The sequence below is a fragment of the Rhodoferax sp. P1_F3 genome, from assembly GCF_056405715.1.
On the sequence record NZ_JBFUBO010000001.1, the window covers coordinates 175,459 to 197,873 of the forward strand.

General features: G+C 63.0%; 19 protein-coding genes. 7 read left to right on the plus strand and 12 right to left on the minus strand.

What is annotated here, in order from left to right; all coding sequences use genetic code 11:
- Positions 1-28 precede the first annotated feature (28 nt).
- From AC1DZ5_RS00930 to AC1DZ5_RS00940, 3 genes are all read left to right on the plus strand, one after another.
- On the plus strand, positions 29-823 hold the full coding sequence (locus AC1DZ5_RS00930) for a tetratricopeptide repeat protein (protein WP_477885115.1): 795 nt from the start codon (positions 29-31) through the stop codon (positions 821-823).
- Between the two features lie 118 nt (positions 824-941).
- Positions 942-1,112 (plus strand): hypothetical protein, encoded by a 171-nt coding sequence (locus AC1DZ5_RS00935; RefSeq protein ID WP_477885117.1) that lies wholly within the window; start codon positions 942-944, stop codon positions 1,110-1,112.
- Positions 1,113-1,332: 220 nt separating this feature from the next.
- Positions 1,333-2,841 carry an aminotransferase-like domain-containing protein gene (locus tag AC1DZ5_RS00940; protein ID WP_477885119.1) on the plus strand — a complete coding sequence of 503 codons (1,509 nt, stop codon included), beginning with the start codon at positions 1,333-1,335 and terminating at the stop codon, positions 2,839-2,841.
- Here AC1DZ5_RS00940 and AC1DZ5_RS00945 read toward each other — a convergent pair.
- From AC1DZ5_RS00945 to AC1DZ5_RS00975, 7 genes are all read right to left on the minus strand, one after another.
- On the minus strand, positions 2,834-3,886 hold the full coding sequence (locus AC1DZ5_RS00945) for an adenosine deaminase (protein WP_477885121.1): 1,053 nt from the start codon (positions 3,884-3,886) through the stop codon (positions 2,834-2,836). The two genes, AC1DZ5_RS00940 and AC1DZ5_RS00945, sit on opposite strands and share 8 nt — an antisense overlap.
- A complete protein-coding gene (locus AC1DZ5_RS00950; protein ID WP_477885123.1) occupies positions 3,886-4,872 on the minus strand; it encodes an aromatic ring-hydroxylating dioxygenase subunit alpha in 987 nt (328 codons plus the stop codon). Before AC1DZ5_RS00950 ends, AC1DZ5_RS00945 begins: the two co-directional genes overlap by 1 nt.
- 83 nt (positions 4,873-4,955) lie before the next feature.
- On the minus strand, positions 4,956-6,113 hold the full coding sequence (locus AC1DZ5_RS00955) for a BMP family ABC transporter substrate-binding protein (protein WP_477885125.1): 1,158 nt from the start codon (positions 6,111-6,113) through the stop codon (positions 4,956-4,958).
- Between the two features lie 48 nt (positions 6,114-6,161).
- Positions 6,162-7,082: an ABC transporter permease gene (locus AC1DZ5_RS00960; protein ID WP_477885127.1), complete on the minus strand. Its 921-nt coding sequence runs from the start codon at positions 7,080-7,082 to the stop codon at positions 6,162-6,164.
- A complete protein-coding gene (locus tag AC1DZ5_RS00965; protein WP_477885129.1) occupies positions 7,082-8,164 on the minus strand; it encodes an ABC transporter permease in 1,083 nt (360 codons plus the stop codon). Before AC1DZ5_RS00965 ends, AC1DZ5_RS00960 begins: the two co-directional genes overlap by 1 nt.
- Positions 8,157-9,725 (minus strand): ABC transporter ATP-binding protein, encoded by a 1,569-nt coding sequence (locus AC1DZ5_RS00970; RefSeq protein WP_477885131.1) that lies wholly within the window; start codon positions 9,723-9,725, stop codon positions 8,157-8,159. The genes AC1DZ5_RS00965 and AC1DZ5_RS00970 overlap by 8 nt, the downstream gene beginning before the upstream one ends.
- A 13-nt stretch (positions 9,726-9,738) precedes the next feature.
- Positions 9,739-10,671, minus strand: coding sequence for a LysR family transcriptional regulator (locus tag AC1DZ5_RS00975; protein ID WP_477885133.1), 933 nt, complete (start codon positions 10,669-10,671; stop codon positions 9,739-9,741).
- A gap of 86 nt (positions 10,672-10,757) precedes the next feature.
- On the opposite strand from AC1DZ5_RS00975, the gene xdhA reads away from it, so the two are divergent.
- Genes xdhA through AC1DZ5_RS00990 form a run of 3 tightly spaced genes read left to right on the plus strand, consistent with a single transcriptional unit; the run spans position 10,758 to position 14,883 of the window.
- Positions 10,758-12,236, plus strand: coding sequence for a xanthine dehydrogenase small subunit (xdhA, locus tag AC1DZ5_RS00980; RefSeq protein WP_477885135.1), 1,479 nt, complete (start codon positions 10,758-10,760; stop codon positions 12,234-12,236).
- Positions 12,233-14,569 carry a xanthine dehydrogenase molybdopterin binding subunit gene (xdhB, locus tag AC1DZ5_RS00985; RefSeq protein ID WP_477885137.1) on the plus strand — a complete coding sequence of 779 codons (2,337 nt, stop codon included), beginning with the start codon at positions 12,233-12,235 and terminating at the stop codon, positions 14,567-14,569. The genes xdhA and xdhB overlap by 4 nt, the downstream gene beginning before the upstream one ends.
- Positions 14,566-14,883, plus strand: a complete 318-nt coding sequence (locus AC1DZ5_RS00990; RefSeq protein WP_477885139.1) for a helix-turn-helix domain-containing protein — start codon at positions 14,566-14,568, stop codon at positions 14,881-14,883. The genes xdhB and AC1DZ5_RS00990 overlap by 4 nt, the downstream gene beginning before the upstream one ends.
- A gap of 1,098 nt (positions 14,884-15,981) precedes the next feature.
- Here the strand turns inward: AC1DZ5_RS00990 and AC1DZ5_RS00995 are convergent.
- Positions 15,982-16,440, minus strand: a complete 459-nt coding sequence (locus tag AC1DZ5_RS00995) for a hypothetical protein (protein WP_477885141.1) — start codon at positions 16,438-16,440, stop codon at positions 15,982-15,984.
- Positions 16,441-16,457: 17 nt separating this feature from the next.
- On the minus strand, positions 16,458-17,117 hold the full coding sequence (locus AC1DZ5_RS01000) for a DUF4145 domain-containing protein (RefSeq protein ID WP_477885143.1): 660 nt from the start codon (positions 17,115-17,117) through the stop codon (positions 16,458-16,460).
- 326 nt (positions 17,118-17,443) lie between these two features.
- Here AC1DZ5_RS01000 and AC1DZ5_RS01005 point away from each other — a divergent pair, with 326 nt between their 5' ends.
- On the plus strand, positions 17,444-18,505 hold the full coding sequence (locus AC1DZ5_RS01005) for an extracellular catalytic domain type 1 short-chain-length polyhydroxyalkanoate depolymerase (protein WP_477885145.1): 1,062 nt from the start codon (positions 17,444-17,446) through the stop codon (positions 18,503-18,505).
- Positions 18,506-18,562: 57 nt separating this feature from the next.
- Here the strand turns inward: AC1DZ5_RS01005 and AC1DZ5_RS01010 are convergent, their stop codons facing one another.
- From AC1DZ5_RS01010 to AC1DZ5_RS01020, 3 genes are all read right to left on the minus strand, one after another.
- On the minus strand, positions 18,563-20,176 hold the full coding sequence (locus tag AC1DZ5_RS01010; protein ID WP_477885147.1) for a diguanylate cyclase domain-containing protein: 1,614 nt from the start codon (positions 20,174-20,176) through the stop codon (positions 18,563-18,565).
- A gap of 135 nt (positions 20,177-20,311) precedes the next feature.
- Complete coding sequence (locus AC1DZ5_RS01015) at positions 20,312-20,890, minus strand: Crp/Fnr family transcriptional regulator (RefSeq protein WP_477885149.1); 579 nt, start codon at positions 20,888-20,890, stop codon at positions 20,312-20,314.
- Between the two features lie 155 nt (positions 20,891-21,045).
- Positions 21,046-22,386 (minus strand): glycerate kinase type-2 family protein, encoded by a 1,341-nt coding sequence (locus AC1DZ5_RS01020; RefSeq protein ID WP_477885772.1) that lies wholly within the window; start codon positions 22,384-22,386, stop codon positions 21,046-21,048.
- Between the last annotated feature and the right edge of the window lie 29 nt (positions 22,387-22,415).

A 22,415-nucleotide genomic window follows, 5' to 3' on the forward strand; every position in this document is an offset into this window, starting at 1 on the left:
GAGAACAATTCCTATTTGAGTTATTGTCATGTCCTCGCCTGCTGTTGCCCCCTCCCCCCTGCCACCATTGCCCCAGACCCCGGAGGCACTGGCGGGGCTGACGCCCGCTGACTGGCAAGCCGCCAGCGCGGCAGAACCGGGGGCCGCCGCGCAGTGGATGCTGCACTGCGCCCGCATGGGCCATGCCGATGCCCAGACCATCCTGGGCCAGTGGCTGCTGAATGGCCACGGGCTGGCACGCAACCCGGCGGATGGCCTGGCCTGGTTTCTCAAGGCAGCGGCGCAGGGCCACCCCCTGGGCATCACCATGGCAGGGCGTTGTTTTGAGAATGGCTGGGGCACGGCGGTGGACATGTTTGCTGCCGCCAACTGGTTCCGCCAGGCAGCGGCCAAGGGCCTGGATGCGGGCATGTACAACTACGCCAACCTGCTGGCCACGGGCCAGGGCGTGAAACAGGACGCCGAAGCCGCCCTGCAGTGGTACCGCAAGGCCGCGGCCCAGGGCCACGCCAAGTCCATGACCAAGATCGGCTATTTTTACGAAGATGGCCGCGTGGTGGCGCAAGACGCCGCGGCCGCCTTCACCTGGTTTGAAGGTGGTGCGCGCGGCGGCGACTTCCGCGGCCAGTTCAACTACGCCAGCCTGTTGGCTGCCCGCGGCCAGATGGACGAAGCGCTGGACTGGTTGCGCAAGGTGCCGCTAACGGCTACCCCGGGCTACAAGCGGCTGGCGGGGGAGCAACTGCTGCAGTCACCGCACCCCGCGTTTCAGGCGGTTGGCCAGCAGATGTTGGACGCCCTGCCCGACGCGGCAGCGCCTTAGCCAGGCACGCGGCCAGCGCCCCCCATAGCGGCGGCCAGGACACCGGATGGGGCACCAGCAGCACCAGCTCGGCATCGGACTGGGCCACGAGGTCCAGCCAGTCCGACACCTGCACACAGTGCACCGCACCCCGTGCCAACACCGTACGCTGGACCAGCGTACTCTGGTCCAGAGCGATACGCTGCACCAGGACCACCGTGCCGACGGCGACCCGGATCACCGTGCCACGCGGCATTTTGTCGAACAGGGACTGCCCCTTGGCCAGGCTCAGCTGGCGGGTTTGGAATGATCCTGCGCCACTTGACATACAACACCTCCTGTTTGCTGCGGTAAAGACCCGGCCGGATGGGGTCGGGCATGGGAGAAATCGTAGGTGTCCCCCTGTGTTCGCAACAGGCACAGCGGCGTACTGTCTTGGCCAGAACAGACGTGACGATGGGCATCTGTTACGGTACGGTTTTGATAAATCTGTATCTGTTCTCTCCACCCCGGATGAAGGACCATCGGCCATGGACACCGCATTGACCACCCGCGCAGCGCACCGCAGCCCACCCGCGACAGAGCCCATTTACCAGCGCCTGGCCGCGCACTACCGTGGCGCCATCCAGGCCGGTTCGCTGGTCATGGGCGACCGCATGCCCTCGCTGCGCAGCCTGATGCGCCAGCATGAGGTCAGTCTGTCCACCGCCATGCAGCTGAGCCGACAGTTAGAGAGTGAAGGCTGGCTGGAGGCGCGGCCACGCTCGGGCTACTTCGTGCGCAAGCCCTTGCGCAACACCCTGGCCACGGTGAGCGAGCCGCGCATGGACATCACGCCCGATCCGGCGCAGTACGTCGGCATCCATGCCCGGGTGTCCGACTTCATCGCGCGCGGCCGGCTGCACATGGTCAAGACCAACCTGGCCGTGGCGCGCTGTGCGCCCGAGCTCTACCCCGCCGAGGCCTTGAAGCTGGCCGCGATGCGGGTACTGCGTACACGCCCCCAGTTGTTGGTGTCGGCATCGTCCCCGCGCGGCAATCCGGAGTTTCGCGCGGTACTGGCCAAGCGTGCGCTAAGCCTGGGCGTCACCTTGTCACCTGCCGACGTGCAGATCACCAACGGCTGCATTGAGGCGCTGAACCTGGCACTGCGCGCTGTAGCCCAGCCCGGCGACACCATTGCGGTGGAGTCCCCCACTTTCTACGGCCTGCTACAGGTGCTGGAAGCGCTGGGCCTGCGTGCGCTGGAGATACCGACCAGCCCCCAGACCGGGATCTCGCTGGACGCGCTGGAGATGGCGATGCAGACCTACGACAACATCAAGGCCGTGGTGGTGGTGCCACACCTGCAAAACCCGCTGGGCAGCATCATGCCGGACGCGCACAAACAGGGCCTGGTGCAACTCTGCGAACGCCAGGGCGTTGCCCTGATTGAAGACGACACCTATAGCGAGCTGGTCAATGAGAGTACCCGCGGCGACACGCCCTTACGCGCCATGAAATCCTGGGACACCACGGGCAACGTGATCTATTGCGCCTCGCTGCACAAGATACTGGCGCCCGGTGCCCGTGTGGGCTGGATGGCGGCAGGCCGCTGGCAAGCGCGGGTGGAAATGCTCAAGTTCAGCCAGACCCGCAGCAACGAGGAGTTGTCACAGCTGGCGTTGGCCGACTACATGGCCTCGCCCGCCTACGACCGCCATTTGCGCCGCCTGCGTAGCACCCTGCATGTGCAGCGCGAAAAAACGGCGCAGGCCATTGCCACCTATTTCCCCGAAGGCACGCGCCTGAACGTACCCGATGGCGGCCTGTCGCTCTGGGTGGAGTTGCCGCAGAAGCTCTCCAGCCGGCGCGTGTTTGACGCTGCCCTGGCGCAGCAGATTCTGGTGACACCGGGGCAGATGTTTTCCAACAGCCTGCGCTTTGACTCCTACCTGCGCATCAACTGCGGCTGGCCGCACCAGCATGACGTGGAACAGGGCCTGCGTCGCCTGGGGCAGATCGTGACCGCCTTGCTGGAGACCCAGGCGCCTACCTGAAGGTCTCGAACACCGCATCCAGCCTCTGCAGGTACTGCTGGCGCAGCGATGCATCGATGAAGCTAGCGTCAAAGCTATTGCGTGCCAACGTGTAGGCATGCTGCGCGCCCAAACCCAAGGCCGCAAAGGTCTGGGTGTAGTTCTCGTTCACGTAGCCACCAAAGTAGGCCGGGTCGTCGGAGTTGACGGTGGCCATGATGCCGGCGTCCAGCATGGTTCCAATATTGTGCTGGGCCAGCGTAGGGAACACGCGCAGCTTGAGGTTGGACAAAGGGCACACGGTGAGCGGCATCTTGTCCTTGGCCAGGCGCTGCATCAGGGCCGCATCGTGGATGGCCTGCACGCCGTGGTCGATGCGCTCGACCTTCAGCACATCGAGCGCACTCCAGATGTAGGCCGGTGGCGCCTCTTCGCCCGCATGGGCCACCAGGCGAAAGCCCAGCTGTTTGGCGCGGGCATAGACCTTGGCAAACTTTTCGGGCGGGTGGCCCACCTCGCTGGAGGCCAAACCGATTCCCACGATCTTGTCGCGCAGCGGCAGCGCTTGCTCCAGGCACTCAAAGGCTTCTTCCTCGCTCAGGTGCCGCAAAAAGCACAGGATCAGCGACGCCGTCATGCCGAACTTGGCGGGTGCATCGGCGCAGGCGCGGTACAGGCCATTGATAACCACATTTGCGCTCAGGCCGTGGCCGGTGTGGGTTTGCGTGTCGAAGAAGATTTCGGTGTGCAGCACGTTGTCGGCCTGCGCTTTGGCCAGGTAGGCGCAGGTCATGTCGTAGAAGTCCTGCTCGGTCTTCAGCACCATGGTGCCCTCGTGGTAGATGTCCAGGAACTCCTGCAGGTTGTTGAACACATAGGCATCGCGCAGTGCCTGTTCGCTGGGAAAGCGCAGCGGCACGTTGTTGCGTTTGGCCAGCGCAAACATCAGTTCGGGCTCGAGCGAGCCTTCAATGTGCATATGCAGCTCGGCCTTGGGCATGGCGCGTAGCAGGGCCGACATGCGGTCTGCCGCAACGGGTTTGATGGTGGGGTGCGTAGAGGCCATTAGCAAACTCCAAAGGTAATGTTCTGTTGTTTCAGGTAGCGGCGGTAGGCGGACGATGCCTTGTCCGCGGCCGTGTGCAGTTCGGCCCGCAGGTCCAGGGGCAGACGCTTGGGGGTCTGCGACTCCAGCACCGGCTTGTCCTGCATGAAGATGGTGTGCTGGAAATCTTGCAGTTTGGTGTCGGGACTGGTGAAGTCGGCCATGGCCAGTCGAAACCAGACGCGGCTGCTCTCTGGTGTCAGCGGGCAGATGAACAGCGCGATCGATTCACGGAACCCCTGCAAGGCCACGCTGGCGGCATCGGGCACCTTGGTCAACACCGCGGTATAAGGCGCCACCACCTCGTAGGTGTATTCCACCTGCGCGGGCGCGGTGGAATGCACATTGCTCTGCGGCTGCCAGGCCTTGCACTGCGTGGCGCGCAAGCCGGTGGGTGTAGGTTCCACCGTGTAGTCGTCGATGGCCGTGGCCTCACGCATGCCGAGCCAGCCGTCATGCACAAAGCCGAAATGGGCCATGTCCAAAAAATTCTCGATGATGCGCGGCGCACTGGCGGCCACCTCGTAAGGGCCGCAGTTGACCTTGCGCAGCTGGGCATCGGTCTCTGCGGCAAATGCGGGCAAGGCAACGCCATCCGCCGCATCGGCCTGCAGGCACACCCACACCAAGCCGTAAGCCTCTCGCGCCGCATGGGTATGCGCGACATGGGTGGCCGGTGCCTTGAAGCCAGGCAGGGCCGGCACATGCGTGCATTGCCCATGGGCGTCAAATTGCCAACCATGGTAGGGGCACTCCAAATGCCCGTTGCACACCCGACCCAGCGACAGCTGGGCGCCGCGGTGGGGACAGCGGTCGGCCCAGGCGCGGACGTGGCCCGTTGCATCACGCCACAGCACCAACGCCTGGTCCAGCAAACGCACGGCCACAGGCTGCGCAGCGACTTCGCTGGCCAGCGCCACCGGGTGCCACAGGGCAGTTTCCATCATGCCTTGGTCTTTCACTCTATGTTGTCTCGCCTTCCAAACACAAAGGGCCGCCCAGAGGCGGCCCTTGCATCACACCGTTGCCATTACTTGGCGCCGGGGACCTTGCCTTCCACGCCCTTGACGTAGAAGTTCACGCCAGACAGGAACTTGTCGTCGGCCGTTTCGCCGTCTTTCAAGACTTCCTTGCCAGCATTGTCTTTCAGCGGGCCCTTCCAGATGGCGAAGGTGCCGTCGCTCAGACCCTTCTTCACTTCGTCGACCTTGGCCTTGGTTTCTGCAGGCACGTCTTCCGCGATGGACACGATGTCAATCGCGCCTTCCTTCACGCCCCACCAGCTGCTGCCACTGGCCCATTTACCGGCCAGCGCATCTTTGGTGGTCTTGATGTAGTACGGACCCCAGTTGATCACGCTGGAAGCCAGGTGAGCCTTGGGACCGTAGGCGGTCATGTCGGAATCCCAGCCGAAGGCGCGCTTGCCCTTGGCTTCGGCGGTCTTCAGCACGGCTGGAGAGTCGGTGTTCTGGAACAGAACGTCGGCACCGCCATTGATCAGGCTGGTAGCGGCTTCGGTTTCTTTGGGTGGGTTGAACCACTCGTTCACCCACACCACCTTGGTCTTGATCTTGGGGTTGCTGCTCTGGGCGCCCAAGGTGAAGCTGTTGATGTTGCGGATCACTTCAGGGATTGGCACCGAAGCCACTACGCCCAGCGTACCGGTCTTGGTCATCTTGCCGGCAATCACGCCCGCCATGTACGCACCTTCGTAGGTACGGCTGTCATAGGTGGCCATGTTCTCGGCCGTCTTGTAGCCGGTAGCGTGCTCGAACTTCACGTCCTTGAATTCAGGGGCGACCTTGAGCATGGTTTCCATGTAGCCGAAAGTGGTACCGAAAATCAGCTTGTTGCCTTGGGAAGCCATGTCGCGGATCACGCGCTCGGCGTCGGCCGATTCAGGCACGTTTTCCACAAAAGACGTGACGATCTTGTCGCCAAACTCTTTTTCCAGCGCCTTGCGGCCGTTGTCGTGGGCGAATGTCCAACCGCCGTCGCCCACAGGGCCCACGTAAGCGAATGCAATCTTCAGGGGTTCTGGCTTGGCTGGTGCGGGAGCCGACGCGGCAGGTGCCGGTGCGGGCGCAGGTGCCGGCTCTTCCTTCTTGCCGCAACCCACCAGGGCAGCGCTCGCAACGGCCGTCAGGGCCGCAATCTTGAGCAATGAACGTTTCTGCAAATCTGTCATGTCACTTCCTTATAAAAAAACGAGGGATGAAAACGAAACAATGAGGTATCACGAGCCCGGATAAAACGGCTTGCCAATGGAAGCAGGCATGTTAATCCGAATCCAGCGCGGGTTTCGCGATATGAGGGCCAACACCACAATGGTGGCCACGTAGGGCATGCTGCTGAGCAACTGGCTGGGAATGTCTACGCCAATGCTCTGCAAATGGAAATCCAGCATGGTGACGCCGCCAAACAGATAGGCTCCAAGCAACACCCGTGCCGGACGCCAGGTGGCAAAGGTCGTCAGTGCCAGTGCGATCCAGCCCTTGCCAGCGACCATATCCTGGGTCCATCCGGGGGTGTAGACAATCGACAGGTACGCGCCGGCCAAGCCGCACAAGGCCCCGCCCACGATGACCGCGAGCAGGCGGATGCGGCGCACCGGGTAGCCCAGGGCATGGGCAGACTCCGGGCTCTCCCCCACGCTGCGCAGGATCAGGCCCGAGCGGGTGCGGTACAAAAACCAGATGAGGGCGCCGGCAAACAGCACGGTGAGGTACACCAGTGGGTGTTGTTTGAAGACGGCCGATCCCAGAAAAGGGATGTCCGACAGACCGGGGATGGCGAAGACCGGGCGCTGGGGAATCTTCTCTTGCACATAAGAGGTGCCGACAAAGGCCGAGAAGCCGCCACCAAACAGGCTCAGCGCCAGGCCGGTGGCGTACTGGTTGGTATTGAGCCAGATGACCAGGCCGCCAAAAATGGCCGCCATCAGCGCGCCGGCCCCCATGCCGGCCACAAAACCCATGGTGTCACTGCCGGTGTGGACCACCGTGGCAAAGCCCGCAATGGCGGCGCAGAGCATGATGCCCTCGGCCCCCAGGTTGACGATGCCGGCTTTCTCGTTGATCAGTAGACCCAGCGAAGCAATGGCCAGCAGCGTGCCCGCATTCAGCGTGGCCGCAATCAGAAGTGCGTAGGATTCCATCAGACTTTCCCTCCCTGCGCGACCCGTTTAAAGCGATAGTTCACCAGCGTGTCGCAGGCCAACAAGGAAAACAACAGCAGCCCTTGGAACACACCAGTGAGTGACTTGGGCAGGCCCAGGCGAGACTGCGCTAGCTCACCACCGATGTAGAACATGCTCATCAGCAGCGCGGAGAACACCATGCCCACCGGGTGCAGGCGCCCCACATAGGCCACGATGATGGCGGCAAAACCGTAACCGGCAGGCACATAAGGCGTGAGCTGCCCAATGGGCCCAGCCACTTCCAGCGCACCCGCCAGACCGGCCATGCCACCGGACACCAGCAGCGCGATCCACAGTGCGCGGCGTGACGAGAAGCCCGCATAGCGCGCAGCGGCGGGTGCCAGGCCGCCCACCTGCTGGGCAAAGCCAGCCCGGGTGCGGAACAAAAACACCCACAGCCCCGCGACACCCAGCAGCGCCAGGATGGCACCAATGCTCAGGCGCGATCCCTGGAACAAACGCGGGATGCGGGTAGCCACCTCAAAGGTCTTGGTTTGCGGAAAGTTATAGCCTGCGGGGTCTTTCCACGGCCCCACCACCACATAGCCCAGCACCTGCACGGCCACATACACCAGCATCAGACTGACCAGAATTTCATTGGCATTGCATTTGTCGCGCAAAAACGCGGTCAGCCCAGCCCACAGCATGCCGCCAACGATGCCTGCCAGCAGAATGGGGATGACGATCCAACCCCCCGTGGTCTTCTCGGCCATCAGGGCCACACCGCTGGCCGCCACCGCGCCAATGATGTACTGCCCCTCGGCCCCAATGTTCCAGACGTTGGAGCGGAAACTTACCGCCAGGCCCAGTGCAATGAGCAACAGCGGCGTGGCCTTAACCGCCAGCTCGCCCAAGGCATAGCCGCTCTTGATGGGCTCCCAGAAAAACACTTGCAGGCCGCGCACCGGGTCTTTGCCCACCAAGGCAAACAGCGCAACCCCGATGAGCACGGTGCACAGCAGTGCCAGCACCGGGGAGCCGTAGCTCCAGAATTTCGAGGGCTGCTGGCGGGCCTCCAGCTTGAAACGGAAATCAGCCATGGGCCACCTCCGCTTGCGCAGGCGCGTTCCACAAACCACTCATCCACTCTCCAATCTTTTCCACCGTGGCCTCTGCCAACGGCACCGAGGGTGATAGCTTGCCGCGTGCAATCACATGCAGGCGGTCGCTCACCTCAAACAATTCGTCAAGCTCTTCGCTCACCACCAGCACGGCGCAGCCCGCATCGCGCAGCGCCAATATCTCGCCGCGAATTTGCGCCGCCGCGCCCACGTCCACCCCCCAGGTGGGCTGGGACACGATGAACAGCTTAGGCGCCGCGTCAATCTCGCGGCCGACGATGAACTTTTGCAGGTTGCCGCCGGACAGCGAGCGCGCTGCCGCACCCGGGCCATTGGCTTTGACGTTGAAGGCCTTGATGATGCGGGCGGCATGTTCTTCAAGCTGGCGCACGCGGATCCAGCCACCGGCAAACTTGGGCATGGAGATAGAGCCTGTGCGGGTCAGCAACATGTTTTGCGCCAGGCTCAGCGTGGGCACGGCGCCGCGGCCCAGACGCTCTTCGGGCACAAAGTGCAGGCCCAGCGCACGCCGTGCGCCGGGATGCAGGGCCGACACATCGGTCGCCCCCATGCGCACGCTGCCCTTGGGCGCGCGGCAGTCTTCACCCGACAGCGCGTACAACAATTCTTTCTGGCCATTGCCCGACACACCGGCAATGCCCACCACCTCGCCCGCATGCACCGTCAGCGAGATGCCATCCAGGTCCACGCCAAACTGGTCTTCGCGCGCCAGGCTCAGCTGGCTCACGCTCAACACAGGAGCGCCTGCATGCAGGGGTCGGTGCTCCAACTGCGGGGGTTCGGCGCCAATCATCAGGCGCGAGAGCGAGGCGTTCGATTCTTCGGCCGGGTTGCACACGCCGGTGACCACGCCACCGCGCAGCACGGTGCAGGCATTGCACAGCTCGCGAATCTCGTGCAGTTTGTGGCTGATATAGAGGATGCTGCAGCCCTGCGAAGCCAGCTTTTTCAGCACCACAAACAGCCTTTCCACCGCCTGCGGTGTGAGCACCGAGGTCGGTTCATCCAGGATCAACAGCTGCGGGCTGGTCAGCAGCGCACGGATGATTTCCACGCGCTGCATCTCGCCCACGCTGAGCGTGTGCACCGGGCGGCTGGGGTCGATATCCAACCCGTATTCGGCGGCCTTGGCGGTGATGCTGGCCGTGACCTGCTCCAGGCGTTGCGCCTTGTCCAGGCCCAGCCAGACGTTCTCGGCCACGGTGATGGTGTCAAACAGGTTGAAGTGCTGGAACACCATGCTGATGCCCAGCGCCCGCGCTTCTTTCGGGTTGCGGATAGTGACCGGCTTGCCATTGAACAGCACCTGGCCGGCGTCGGGCTTGACCGAGCCATAAATGATCTTCATCAAGGTGGACTTGCCGGCGCCGTTTTCCCCCAGCACCGCATGGGTCTGGCCGGGCAGCACACTGAGCGAGACGTCGCTGTTGGCTACCACGCCGGGGTAGGCCTTGGTGATGCCGGTGAGCTGGAGCCTGGGAACGGAGGAATGCGGTGAATCGGGTGCGGGGGTGGCCATGGGTGCGTGTCTCTTATTCTTTTCGGAGCTCGGCAGCGACCGACTTGATGCGCTCGCGCAGCCACTTGTTGGAAGCGCTGGTATGGGTGCGGGCATGCCAAAGCTGGTAATACATCATGCGGGGGAACTCCACAGGGCACGGCAGTATTTTGACGGGGAGTGAGTCCACAAACCGTTCGCAGTACTGCCGGCCGGTGGTGAGCACCAGCAAGGTTGATGCCACCATGCCCGGAATCAGCCCGAAATGCGGGCAGCGCGCCACGATATGGCGCTGCAGGCCCAGGCTGGTCAGGTGGTCGTCAATCACGCCCTTGGCGCCGGGGTGGGTGGCGCCGGGCGCAATGTGCTCGGCCTCTAGCCACGAAGTCTGGTCCCAGCCGCGGCGCACCGCCGGGTGCTTTTTGGACACCAGGCACACCACCTCGTCGCCAAACAGGCGGCCCAGGTGCAGGTCGTCGGGCGGCTGCGGCCAGTTGCCGATCACCACGTCGATATCGCCCTGGGCCAGCAGCGTGCGGTAGTCGCTGGCGCCAGACAGGGCGTGGATCTCAATCTCGGCCATGGGCGCGTGGGACTTGATCTGTGCCACCAGCTGGGGCAGAAAGAGCGGGTCCAGGTAATCGCTGGCAGCCAGGCGGAATGTGTTGCGTGCGGTGGCGGGCTCAAAACCCCGTGCATCAGAAAACAGCATCTCGGCGGCACGCAATATGCTGGCACTGGGCTCCAGCATGCGCAGCGCCGTCTCGGTGGGCACCATGCCCGAGCCGGAGCGCACCAAAAGCGGGTCGCCGGCAAAGTCGCGCAAGCGTTTCAGCGACGCGCTCACCGCCGGCTGGTGCATGCCCAGACGGATGGCGGCTTTGGAAACGCTGCGCTCGGTTAACACGGTATGAAGGACCCTGATCAGATGAAGGTCTATCTTGTCGAAAAGGGATTGGTCTCTCATACAGGCGTGTAAATTGGTGCCATATGCTAATGCGTATGGGAGCGATGCCCCTCCCGACTTACCCTCCCGCACGAGGAACCCATTCCATGACAACCCAAGTTTTGAGATTCGTACGCCGTGGCGAGATCGTCACCGTGCCCCATGTGCCCCCCACGCGCACCCTGCTGGAGGTGCTGCGCGAGGACCTGCACTGCACCGGCACCAAGGAAGGCTGCAACGAAGGCGACTGCGGCGCCTGCACCGTGGTGGTGGGCGAAGAAGTGGATGGCAAGTTGCAGACCAAGGCGGTGAACAGCTGCATCAAGATGGCGCACAGCCTGGACGGCAAAGCGCTGTGGACCGTGGAAGACATTGCCGCGGACGACGGCTGCTTGCACCCCGCGCAAGAGGCCATGGTGCAGTGCCACGGCAGCCAGTGCGGCTTTTGCACCCCCGGTTTTGTCATGAGCCTGTTTGGCCTGTACCAGCAGCACGCCCACGCTGGCCAGCCCATCACCCGGGCCGACGCCCAGCACGCACTGAGCGGCAACCTGTGCCGCTGCACCGGCTACCGGCCGATTCTGGACGCCGCCCAGACCATGCTGGGCCTGCCCGCCGTGCCGGTGGACGAGGCAAAAACGCTATCAAAACTGAAGCTGCTCGCGCATATTCCACGGGGGCTAGAGACCGATTTGTCTTATAAATCGCCCACAACATTGCAAGGCCTGCTGGCCGCACGCGCCAAGCATCCACAGGCGCAAATCGTGGCCGGGTGTACCGATGTGGGCCTGTGGGTCAACAAGATGCACATAGACTTTCCCCAGGTGCTGGACGTGACCCAGGTGGCCGAGTTGAAGCGCGTGGAGCAGTACCCCCACCACATCGCCATCGGTGCCGCCGTGACGCTGACCGACGCCTTTGCCGCCCTGGTGGCCGACCGGCCGCAGCTGGGCGCCTTTGCCAGCCGCTTTGCCGGCCTGCCCGTGCGCAACGCGGGCACGCTGGGCGGCAACGTGGCCAATGGCTCGCCGATTGGCGACTCCATGCCGCTCTTGATTGCCCTGGGTGCCAACGTGGTGCTGATGGCGCTGCGCCGGGGCAAGGTCGTGCACCGCGAGCTGCGCCTGGAAGACCTGTACACCGGCTACCGCAAGAACGTGATGGCCCCCGACGAGGTGCTGGCCTGGATCAAGGTGCCCAAGGCGGTTGCCAAAGAACGCGCGCGTGTCTACAAAATCTCCAAGCGCTTTGAGGACGACATTTCGGCCGTATGTCTGGCGCTAAACCTGCACATCGTGGGTGGCAAGGTGGTGCACGCCAGCATTGGCGTAGGCGGTGTGGCGGCCACGCCGGTGCGGGCCGTCAAAACCCAGGCGGCGCTGCTGGGCCAGGCCTGGACGGCCGACACGGTGATGACCGCCATGGCCACGCTGCGTGCCGAGTTCTCGCCCATCTCGGACATGCGCGCCAGCAGCGCCTACCGCACCGAGGTGCTGGGCAACCTGCTGCAGCGCTACTGGCTGGAGAGCCAAGGCCTGAGCGCCATCAATTTGGAAAGCTTTGTGCTGGAAGGAGAAGCCGCATGAACGCCAACACGCCTATCACCGGCCTGCTGCCCACCCACGCCGCTGGCGTGTCCCACGCGCATGAAAGCGCCGTGGCCCAGGTGGCTGGTGCCGTGCACTACATCGACGACCTGCCCGAAGTGCGCGGCACGCTGCATGCAGCACCCATCCTTTCGAACGTGGCCCACGGCAAGCTGCTGGGCGTGGACGCCAGCGCCGCGCTGGCCATGCCTGGCGTGGTGAGCGTGGTGCTGAGCGAGGACATTCCCGGCGACCCCATGCTGGCCGCCTTTGCCGGCGACGAGCCCGTGTTTGCCATGGACACCGTGCAGTTTGTCGGCCAGGTAGTGGGCGTGGTGGTGGCCCAGACCGCCATGCAAGCGCGCCATGCGGCCCGCAAGGTCAAGCTCAACATTGAAGCACTGCCCGCCGTACTGACTGTGCAGCAGGCGCTGGACGCCAAGAGCTTTGTGCTGCCGCCCGTAACCGTGCGCCGTGGCGACGCCGCCGCCGCACTCGCCAACGCTCAGTATTCCCTGCACGGCACGCTGGAAGTGGGCGGCCAGGAGCACTTTTACCTGGAAGGGCAGATTGCCTACGCCATGCCGCTGGAGCAAAACGAGTGGTGGATTTACAGCAGCACCCAGCACCCCGGAGAGGTACAGCACTGGGTGAGCCACGCGCTGGGCATCGACAACCACGCCGTGAAGGTGGAATGCCGGCGCATGGGGGGAGGATTTGGCGGCAAGGAAACGCAGGCCGGCCACCTGGCCGTGTGGGCCGCCGTGGCCGCGGTGAAAACCAAGCGCGCGGTGAAGCTGCGCATGGACCGCGACGACGACTTCATGGTCACCGGCAAGCGCCACCCGTTTGCCTACGAATACCGCGCGGGTTTTGACGACAGCGGCCGCCTGACCGCGCTGCAGCTTCAAATGGCGGCCAACTGCGGCTTCAGCGCTGACCTGTCGGGCCCCGTGGCCGACCGCGCCATCTTCCACAGCGACAACGCCTACTACCTGCAGGATGTGGACATCACGTCTTACCGCTGCAAGACCAACATGCAGAGCCACACGGCGTTTCGCGGCTTTGGCGGCCCGCAGGGCGTGATCCTGATTGAGGCCATCATGGGCGACATTGCGCGCGCGCTGAAGCTGGACCCGTTGGACGTGCGCCTGCGCAACCTCTACAGCGACGAGGCCATTGCCGGCACCGACCAGAAGCGGGATACGACCCACTACCAGATGAAAGTGGAGGACAACATCCTCCAGCCCTTGCTATCAAAACTAGAGCTATCCGCGCAATACCGACGCCGGGTAGAGGCCATTTCTACTTGGAACGCCAGCAGCCCGGTGCTCAAACGCGGCATTGCCATCACACCGGTCAAATTCGGCATCAGCTTCACCGCCACGCTGTTCAACCAGGCTGGCGCGCTGGTGCATGTGTACACCGACGGCAGCGTGCAGGTGAACCACGGCGGCACCGAAATGGGCCAGGGCCTGCACACCAAGGTGGCGCAGATCGTGGCGGACGAACTGGGCATTCCGTTTGCGCGCGTGCTGTGCACGGCTAGCGACACCAGCAAGGTGCCCAACGCATCGGCCACCGCGGCCAGCGCAGGCACCGACCTGAATGGCCGCGCCGCCCAGTTTGCGGCACGCCATGTGCGCGACAACCTGGCAGCGTTCGTTTGCGGGCTGGACGGCTGCGGCGCGGGCGCCATCAAGTTCAAGGGCGGCGAGGTGTTCTCCCCCGTCACCACCCGCAGCTTCGATGAAGTGGTGAAGCTGGCCTACGCCAACCGCATCCAGCTGTGGAGCGACGGCTTCTACCGCACGCCCAAAATCCACTACGACAAGACCACGCTGACCGGCCGCCCTTTCTACTACTTTGCCTATGGCGCGGCGTGTACCGAGGTCGTCATCGACACGCTGACCGGCGAAAGCAAAGTGCTCAAAGTGGACATCCTGCACGACGTGGGGCGCAGCATCAACCCGGCCATCGACGTGGGGCAGATCGAGGGCGGCTTTGTGCAGGGCATGGGCTGGCTAACCACCGAGCAACTGGTGTGGAACGACAAGGGCTACCTGAGTACCCACGCGCCCAGCACCTACAAGATTCCCACCGCGGGCGATGTGCCCGAGCACTTCAAGGTGGACCTGTGGCCCGAGCCCAACCGCGAGGACAACGTGTTTGGCAGCAAGGCCGTGGGCGAGCCGCCGTTCATGCTGGCCATCAGCGTTTACGAAGCACTGCGCGACGCCGTGGCGCAGGCACGCGGCGACGGCACTGCGGTGCGGCTTACCGCCCCTGCCACGGCCGAAAACGTGCTGCGCGCGTTACAGTCCGGGGCATGACGCCAGACACTGCCACTACACCCGCCCCACTCCCAACACAGCTTCCACAGCCCATCACGCTGACCATGCCCATTCCCACGGGCGAACAGCTCAAGGCCGCGCGCGTTGCTGCCGGGCTGAACCAGGCCCAGGCGGCCGAGTTGATGGGCTATTCCCTGCAAACCGGCAGCCGCGGCGGCCTGCAGTCCCGCACCTGGCAGGCGCTGGAAAGCCCGACGGACGAACGCTGCATGCAGGGCCCCATGTTCGCCATGTTTTTGCTGCTGACGGGGCAGCACCCGGCCTATACCTTGGTGCCCAAGGCGCAAGACTAAGGCCGTGCCTGCAGCAGCTGCACATGGCCTGGTAGCCGCGCTCCAGAGGCGGCCAACAGGCGATGGAGGCGATTGCGAGGGCAGACAGGGCCCTGTTCATACGGTTCTCCTAGAGGGTTTTAAGGGACGGCAGACTGTTGTTTGCCGCTGGGAGAACTGTAGAAAAAGGCCGCCTTGCGCGGTATTCGTAGGCTTGCGCGCGGGGGCAGTAGAAATACAAAGATAGATTCGAGTTAACCCCTACGCACGCCGCGGGTGAAGGACTGCGCATAGGTAAAACTCTTGTAAAGAAGGGGTGTGATGGGCCACATCTCTTGGACGGTAATGCCAGCGGGGAGTGAGAGCGCCGCTTTCAATGACGGCTGCCCAAGCGCAAGCAAGTCTGCGCAAACCTCTTCGGCCAGTTTGACTCCGCTCGGTGTTGGCGAGTTGGTGTCACCCCACCAGCAAGTGCTGTCGAAAGAGCATGGACCAGTTGCGAACATAAGCTCAGAATCAATGATGACGAACTCGTGCTTCGTTGTGAATAGCCGACCAGGTGGCTCGTTGCCGCCGAACAAGCATGCAGCCATTTCACTCTTAGGCCAGTCCAGGATGTGCGCAATGGGCAGGTCCGTGATATCTTCAATAGTAGCAACCGATCTTCCAACCAGCGGGGCAAGGTTGCAATCTTGGTCGCATGGAGGGTTTGCGTGTTCGTCCATGAACCAGTGTGCGGCATGGAGCCCCCCCCCGGCTTCGCACCGATTTCGTTTGCACTGGATTCATCAAGTCGCATGAATACTGAACTCTGGCAAGACCAGTGCATGCGCTGCGCGAGTCTGGCAAAGACGATTTCCCGGTAGGCGCAGAAGTCACCAGTCAGTTTGGTTAGCCATCGATTGCCCTCGCGATCTGTCCCGATCCAAAAGTTCATTGATGGCGCGACCGGAGCCTCATACGAGCGCCAACTCCAGCCTGTCGTCTCCACTACCTGTGGCAGATCGCGCATCAGCGGAAAGGAGGACATTTCGTGGGGCCTAACTTTGGCGTTGTCCGGCGAGAAAGATAAGCCGCGCAGCGGTCTTTCGCAGCTGGAGGTCCGATACGAACAGCTTGTTATGAGTTGCCACGACAGAGACTCGGAACTATTTTGAGAGGACGGCCCCAGCACGACCAGGAAACCTTTTTTTCAGCCAAGGTAGGGGTAAAGATGAGCAAAACGCCAAGCTGTGGCGAATAGACTTTGACTTCGCCAGCCTCAGAGATGTCACGATAAGCAATTTCAATCTTTTCCTCATCTTTCGACCTCACGCCGAGTGCATCGGGAATAAGCTTTGACGCATCAAGTGTGACCCCGTGCGATGAATTTTCAAGCAAAGCGTTCTCGACCTTCACTCTTGAATCGGCGGTAAGAACAATCAGTTCTGCAACACGCGATCGATCCGTGAATTCATCACCGATAGGAAATGAATTTAGGTAAATCACGTACACAATTGCAATAGCCCAAAACAAACGCTTCGGCCATTTTTTCCGAATCACCCACGCGTCGTTAGCGAAAGCATCCGTACGACTCATAACGTTTGAGTCGACCTTCACACTAGACGCTCTGCAACGAATCTCTCGACTTCGGAGATCATGTTTTTCACGTCTTCATTCGTGTATTCACTTGACTTTCCGTGAGCCGCGCTATTTCGCACTGCCGCAAGCGCAGTTACTCGCTTTTGGACCAATGCGTTGTACTCACTAGCTTTGGCCAGATCGGCGTTCATTCGCTCCATGCTGCCTACTGCAAGTCCCTGTTTTTCGCACAGACTCCGTAGGGTGTTCTCAAGAACAACGCCGACTACTACTGCGGCGGCCACGTAGTAGCCCGATACAAATAGCTCTCTCGCTTGATCGATCTCACCTCCTGCGAGTTCGGCTTGAACAAGATTTCGAATCGAATTTAGGTAGCCGCCTTCGAAATCTTCTCGCGCTGCATGAAAAACAGCGCCCATCCGCTTGAGACGCGTTGGGCTTTCCTCATAGGATCGCGCTTCCTCGGCCGTAACGAAAGAAACGTAGTGCTCAGATTCTTTACCGCAGGCACTTAATATCAAATTGCGTGCTTTCACGGCCCAGTTCAGGATCAAGGGTTGTTCTATATGCTGATACGAGCCGCCACCCATGAGGCTTTGCTTCGATACTTCTGTCCCCTCAACTTGCTTCAGTTGATCAGAAAGTTCTTGGAAGCGTTGGGCAAATTTTTTCATGCTCATAGTGGTGAATGGTGACGACTGACTCTCATGGTAAGCCAATCCCCCTATTGGGTGAAGCTGCACTACCTTCAGACGTCACCCTCCTCCACCCACGCCGCATAGTGCCGAATCAAATGCGCCAACGATGGCGCTGCCAGTTTCTCGAACAGGTTGGCGCGGTGGGTCAGGCACCGGCCACGGCAGAGCATGTGCTGCAAGCGCTGCCCCGCTGAATACCCTAACTTTACGCAAAGGCAACCGGCGCTTCACGCGCGGCTACGGTGCCTCGCTAGTATCTGGCCTTGCAGCCCTCTGCACACCGGGGGCCACAAGGAGGTTCCATGGTCTTGCTGTTCACTCCCCCCGCCCTTGGCTCGCTGGCGAGCCTCATGCTTGTGTGGATGGCTTTGCTGCCCCCGCTGGCCCAGGCTCAGACGCCACCCGTCGAGCCCACCGGCACGCTGCGTGACCGTATCAAAGAAAAACTCCAGGAGCGCCGGGCCGCACGGCAAGACACCACCAGCCCTGCAGCGCCGCTGACCCGGCCCGGCACCTACAGCTTCACCCTGCAGCACGGCGGCATGGAGCGTGCCTACCTGGTGCATATTCCCACCGGCTACCGCAGTGGCACTCCGGCACCCGTGGTGTTTGCCTTTCATGGGGGCGGGGGCGACATGAAACTGCAGGCCTCCGAACACTACGGCCTGGTGGACAAGGCCGACAGCGCAGGTTTTGTGGCGGTGTTCCCCAATGGCTACAGCCGCCTGCCCGGCAGCAAGCTGGCCACCTGGAATGCAGGCAACTGCTGCGCCCAGGCGCGGGACGCGGGCAGCGACGATGTGGGCCTGGTGCGTGCCATCTGGGCGCGGCTGCAAACCCAGGTGACCGTGGACCCACGGCGTGTGTTCGCCACCGGCATGTCCAACGGCGGCATGCTGAGCCACCGACTGGCCTGCGACATGGCCGACGTCTTCCAGGCCATAGCGCCCGTGGCGGGCACCGATGGCACGCTGAGCTGCAAGCCTTCGCGGCCGGTGTCCGTCTTGCACATCCACGCCAAAGACGACACCCACGTGTTATTCAACGGCGGTGCCGGCGACGAAGCCTTCAAAGACAAAAGCAAGGTGGCCGAGTTTGTATCGGTGCCAGAAACCATCAACCGCTGGGTGCAACGCAACCAGTGCACCGGCGCCCCCCAGCGCGTGCTGAGTGTGCCTGGCGCTTACTGTGACGCCTACAAAAGCTGTGCGCGCGGCACCCAAGTGCAACTGTGCGTGACAGACACTGGCGGCCACTCCTGGCCCGGGGGCAGCAAGGCTCGCCCCCGCTCCGAGCCAGCATCCACGGCTATCTCGGCCAACGACGTGATGTGGGATTTTTTCCAACGCGTGAGCACACCCTGACGCTGGAACTCTATGTCCAACCCGCCGGAGTGCGCCCAGCGCTTTGGCGAGCAATGCTCATTGCGGACGCGCGTAAAACTGCACGCCATCGCGGCCCTGGGTTTTGGCTTGGTACATGGCAAAGTCGGCCGCGCTGAGCAGGCTGTTGAGCTCGGTGCCGTCCTGCGGAAAGCAGCTCACGCCGATGCTGGCAGTGACATTTACCGCGTGGTCGCCCAGTTGGTATTCCGGGCGCAGCACCGACAAGATTTTTTCGGCCATGCGGTGGGCGTCATCGCTGCCTTCCACCAGCACCACAAACTCATCGCCCCCCAGGCGGGCAACCAGATCCCCCTCGCGCACGCAGTCTTCAATACGCTGGGCGACCTGCTGCAACAGCAGGTCGCCGGTTTCGTGGCCCAGGCGGTCGTTGATCGTCTTGAAATGGTCCAGATCAATGAACAAAAGGGAGGTAGCACCTTCGCTGCGCTCCATGCGGTGCAGGGTGCGTTTGAGCGCGTCCATGAACATGGCGCGGTTGGGCAGTCCGGTCAGGGCGTCGTGGTAGGCGCGGTAGCGCAGTTCGTCATGCGCGCGCTTGCGTTCGTCCACGTTGAGCAAGGCCGTCATCACGCATTCATGCCCGCCAAAGCGGATGCGCTGGGACGAATACAACGCCCAGAAGACTTTGCCGTGTGCATCCTTCAGCAGCAGCTCCAGATCCGACACCCGCCCTGTGGCTTGCAAGGCGGTGATCAGCTGGTCGCGGTCTGCGCTGTTCACGTAGAAATCACGGGGACGAAAGTCTTTCAGCGGTTTGTCACCAAGGCCAAACTCGGTGCGCATGCGGTCGTTGACATACATCACCGCTTCGTCCGACAAGCGCACGATGACCATAGGCAAGGGGGCAAACTGCAACACGCTCCTGACCTGCTCCTCGCCCCTGCGCAGCACCTCCTGGGTCAACGCGAACTGCAGCAACAAGCGCCGCGACGCCCAGTAGGCCAGCACCAGCATGATCAGCACGGCCACAAACACCAGCAGCAGGATCACCAGCGTGTACTTGCGCGCCGCCTCACCCAAGGTGTAGGAGAAGTTGTCTTCCAGCGGCGTGAGCTCGTCATTGATGGCATGCAGTTGCAGCAGAAACTGCCGCATCTGCTCGGGGGGCAGCGGGCCAGCACCCACGGCCGCGTGGATGCGCTCGCCCACCCGCGTCAGCTCTTCGAGATGGTGGTCGGCAGCGGCCCAGATCGCGATGGCTTTGTCAATATCAGGCAGCCGCCGAAAGCGCCGAAACAGGAACACCATGCCATCGATATCGTCCGGGTGGTTGCGTCCCTGCAAAAACCCAGCGCGCGCAACGTCGTAATCAGGCGACGGTTTCTCCAGCTCGATGCGGGCCTGGCGGTCACCCTGGTTGACGGCCAGCGCGGCCTGGTAGGAGGTGTAGTCCGCTTCCTTGGCATAAAGGGTGTAGCGGGTCAGGGCATAGAGGGCGTCTTTTTGCCCCTTGGACCACAGGCCCTCGCCTTCCACATAGGCGCGCACGGCCGATAGCAGGAAGATGCTCAGGCAAGTGAGCAGAAACACCCCCACCACCACGGAAACGAAGATCCAGACGACGACAAACAGCCGCCTGCGCTTAGGAACGGAAAGAGCTGAAGCGGACAGGTCAGCCACAAGGGCCATCGGCATCTCCCAATGAAGACATGCCCACCTTGTTTTTTATGGCTTCGGCATGCTAGCGCCACTATAGCGGCCCACCTGCCTTTCGTACACCGTACCTAAGCCCGCAAAGGGCCGATACAACAGCAGTCTCAGCCGCTAGACGCCCGCTAGGGCGCGCAGCCCCTGGGGATCCACCAGTTGGACGACCCGGCCCGATCCGCTGATGAGGCTGCGTTCACGCAAGTGACGCAGCACGCGTGACAGGGTCTCGGGCGCGATGCCCAGTTGGATGGCAATGAGGCGTTTGCGCTGCTGCAGTTGTACCAGGCACGCGCCCTGTTCGGTCGATTGGGCGTGCCGCAGCAACCATTCGGCACAGCGGGCCTCTGCCCCCTTGGCCAGGCGGCTGACGGCCAGCTCGGTTTGCTGGCGATGGGCGCAGGCCATGTCCATGAGCACGCTGAGTGCGGGTTTGCCGGTGTCGGTCAACGTGGCCCGGAACACAGCCAGCGGCACCGCACGCAGCCGCACCTCGGTCTGGGCCACCGCGTCCATGGCCGCGGGCTGGGCCAGCACCGCAGCGGCAGCGTCCAACCAGCAGGGACCTGTGAGGGTGCCCAGCGGATGCTCCAGCAGCGCCTCCTGCAGCGGCACGGTGCCCTGCACGCCTTGCACCACCTGGCCAGACTCCAGGTACAGCACTTCGGTGGTGGGATCGCCACGGCGAACCAGCATGGCTCCGGCGGCCCTTGTCTGGGCAGGGCAAGTAGCCCAGAGGGCGGAGAGGGAAGGAACAGGGGCCAACATGAGGCCACTGTGCCGCGCCTTGGTGCCCGGCACCTTGAGGCATATCAAGCTTTGCGCAGACCGGGCCGGCCCTCGCGGGGCCTTCAGCGCAACAACAACGCCCGGAAGTCGTTCACATTGGTGTGGGTGGGCCCGGTGGTGAACAGGTCCCCCAGGGGGGCAAAGAACCCCACGGCGTCATTGCGGTCCAGACAGTCCGCCAACGACGTGCCAGCGGCTTTGGCACGCGCCAGGGTGTCGGGCGCCACAAAGGCGCCGGCGTTGTCTTCCACGCCGTCAATGCCATCGGTGTCGGCCGCCAGTGCCCACACACCGGCTTGGCCTTGCAACGCATGGGCCAGGCCCATACAGAATTCTCCGGCCCGGCCGCCGCGGCCTTTGGTGGCGCCCTCGCGGCGCGGGCGGATGGTGACCGTGGTCTCGCCACCGCTGAGGATCACGCAGGGACGGGCAAATGGCTCGCCACGCTGGGCTGCAGCCCGGGCCAAGGCGGCATGCACCTTGCCCACCTCGCGCGATTCGCCTTCCATCTCGTCGCTGAGGATGTGGGCCGTCAACCCCATGGCACGCGCGGCAGCGACGGCGGCTTCCAGCGACTGCTGCGGTGTGGCAATCAGGTGCACCTGGTTGCGGGCAAACACCAGGTCGCCGGGTTTGGGGGTCTCCAGGGCTCCGTCTTCCAGTGCTTTCAGAATGAAATCATCCTCTAGCCCCCGTGAAATATGCGCAAGGCGCTTCAATATTGATAGCGTATCGGCGCAGGTGGTGGGGTCTGGAACGGTGGGGCCGCTGGCGATGACGCTGGGGTCGTCACCCGGCACATCGCTGATGAGCAGTGTCACTACCTGCGCCGGATGGCAAGCCGCCGCGAGACGCCCACCCTTGATGGCGGAGAGGTGCTTACGCACGCAGTTCATCTCCTGGATGCTGGCGCCGCTCTCTAGCAGCATCTTGTTGATGCGTTGTTTGTCTTCCAGGCTGATGCCGGGCGCTGGCAAGGTCAGCAGCGAAGAGCCGCCGCCCGAGATCAGACAGATGACCAGGTCGTCTTCGGTCAGGCCCTCAGTCAGCGCCAGGATGCGTTGGGCGGCGGCCAGGCCCGCAGCATCGGGCACCGGGTGGGCGGCTTCCACCACCTCGATGCGCTGGGGCGCGGCGTCTGCCGGGCGCGGTGGGGTGTGGCCGTAGCGCGTGACCACCAGCCCTGACATGGGAGCGTCTTGCGGCCACAACGCGTCCAGCGCATGGGCCATGGCGCCGCCCGCCTTGCCGGCGCCCAGCACCAGCGTGCGGCCCTTGGGCACCGGGGGTAAAAATCCGGCCAGCGTGTGGCTGGGCAAGGCCTGGCGCACGGCGGCCCAATAGAGCTGGGTGAGCAGTTCGCGGGGCTCCAGATCGGAGAAGTGGGTGGTGTGGTTTGGCATGGTCATCGTTTTATTCCATGGTACTTGAG

What these genes read in the sequence shown, in the direction of transcription:
- AC1DZ5_RS00955 (WP_477885125.1), bottom strand. Translation starts at nt 6,113, where the DNA reads ATGACAGATTTGCAGAAACGTTCATTGCTCAAGATTGCGGCCCTGACG.
- AC1DZ5_RS01020 (WP_477885772.1), bottom strand. Translation starts at nt 22,386, where the DNA reads ATGCCAAACCACACCACCCACTTCTCCGATCTGGAGCCCCGCGAACTG.
- AC1DZ5_RS00930 (WP_477885115.1), top strand. Translation starts at nt 29, where the DNA reads ATGTCCTCGCCTGCTGTTGCCCCCTCCCCCCTGCCACCATTGCCCCAG.
- AC1DZ5_RS01005 (WP_477885145.1), top strand. Translation starts at nt 17,444, where the DNA reads ATGGTCTTGCTGTTCACTCCCCCCGCCCTTGGCTCGCTGGCGAGCCTC.
- AC1DZ5_RS00965 (WP_477885129.1), bottom strand. Translation starts at nt 8,164, where the DNA reads ATGGCTGATTTCCGTTTCAAGCTGGAGGCCCGCCAGCAGCCCTCGAAA.
- AC1DZ5_RS00960 (WP_477885127.1), bottom strand. Translation starts at nt 7,082, where the DNA reads ATGGAATCCTACGCACTTCTGATTGCGGCCACGCTGAATGCGGGCACG.
- xdhA (WP_477885135.1), top strand. Translation starts at nt 10,758, where the DNA reads ATGACAACCCAAGTTTTGAGATTCGTACGCCGTGGCGAGATCGTCACC.
- AC1DZ5_RS00970 (WP_477885131.1), bottom strand. Translation starts at nt 9,725, where the DNA reads ATGGCCACCCCCGCACCCGATTCACCGCATTCCTCCGTTCCCAGGCTC.
- AC1DZ5_RS01000 (WP_477885143.1), bottom strand. Translation starts at nt 17,117, where the DNA reads ATGAAAAAATTTGCCCAACGCTTCCAAGAACTTTCTGATCAACTGAAG.
- AC1DZ5_RS00995 (WP_477885141.1), bottom strand. Translation starts at nt 16,440, where the DNA reads ATGAGTCGTACGGATGCTTTCGCTAACGACGCGTGGGTGATTCGGAAA.
- xdhB (WP_477885137.1), top strand. Translation starts at nt 12,233, where the DNA reads ATGAACGCCAACACGCCTATCACCGGCCTGCTGCCCACCCACGCCGCT.
- AC1DZ5_RS00945 (WP_477885121.1), bottom strand. Translation starts at nt 3,886, where the DNA reads ATGGCCTCTACGCACCCCACCATCAAACCCGTTGCGGCAGACCGCATG.
- AC1DZ5_RS01015 (WP_477885149.1), bottom strand. Translation starts at nt 20,890, where the DNA reads ATGCTGGTTCGCCGTGGCGATCCCACCACCGAAGTGCTGTACCTGGAG.
- AC1DZ5_RS00940 (WP_477885119.1), top strand. Translation starts at nt 1,333, where the DNA reads ATGGACACCGCATTGACCACCCGCGCAGCGCACCGCAGCCCACCCGCG.
- AC1DZ5_RS00975 (WP_477885133.1), bottom strand. Translation starts at nt 10,671, where the DNA reads ATGAGAGACCAATCCCTTTTCGACAAGATAGACCTTCATCTGATCAGG.
- AC1DZ5_RS01010 (WP_477885147.1), bottom strand. Translation starts at nt 20,176, where the DNA reads ATGGCCCTTGTGGCTGACCTGTCCGCTTCAGCTCTTTCCGTTCCTAAG.
- AC1DZ5_RS00950 (WP_477885123.1), bottom strand. Translation starts at nt 4,872, where the DNA reads ATGATGGAAACTGCCCTGTGGCACCCGGTGGCGCTGGCCAGCGAAGTC.
- AC1DZ5_RS00990 (WP_477885139.1), top strand. Translation starts at nt 14,566, where the DNA reads ATGACGCCAGACACTGCCACTACACCCGCCCCACTCCCAACACAGCTT.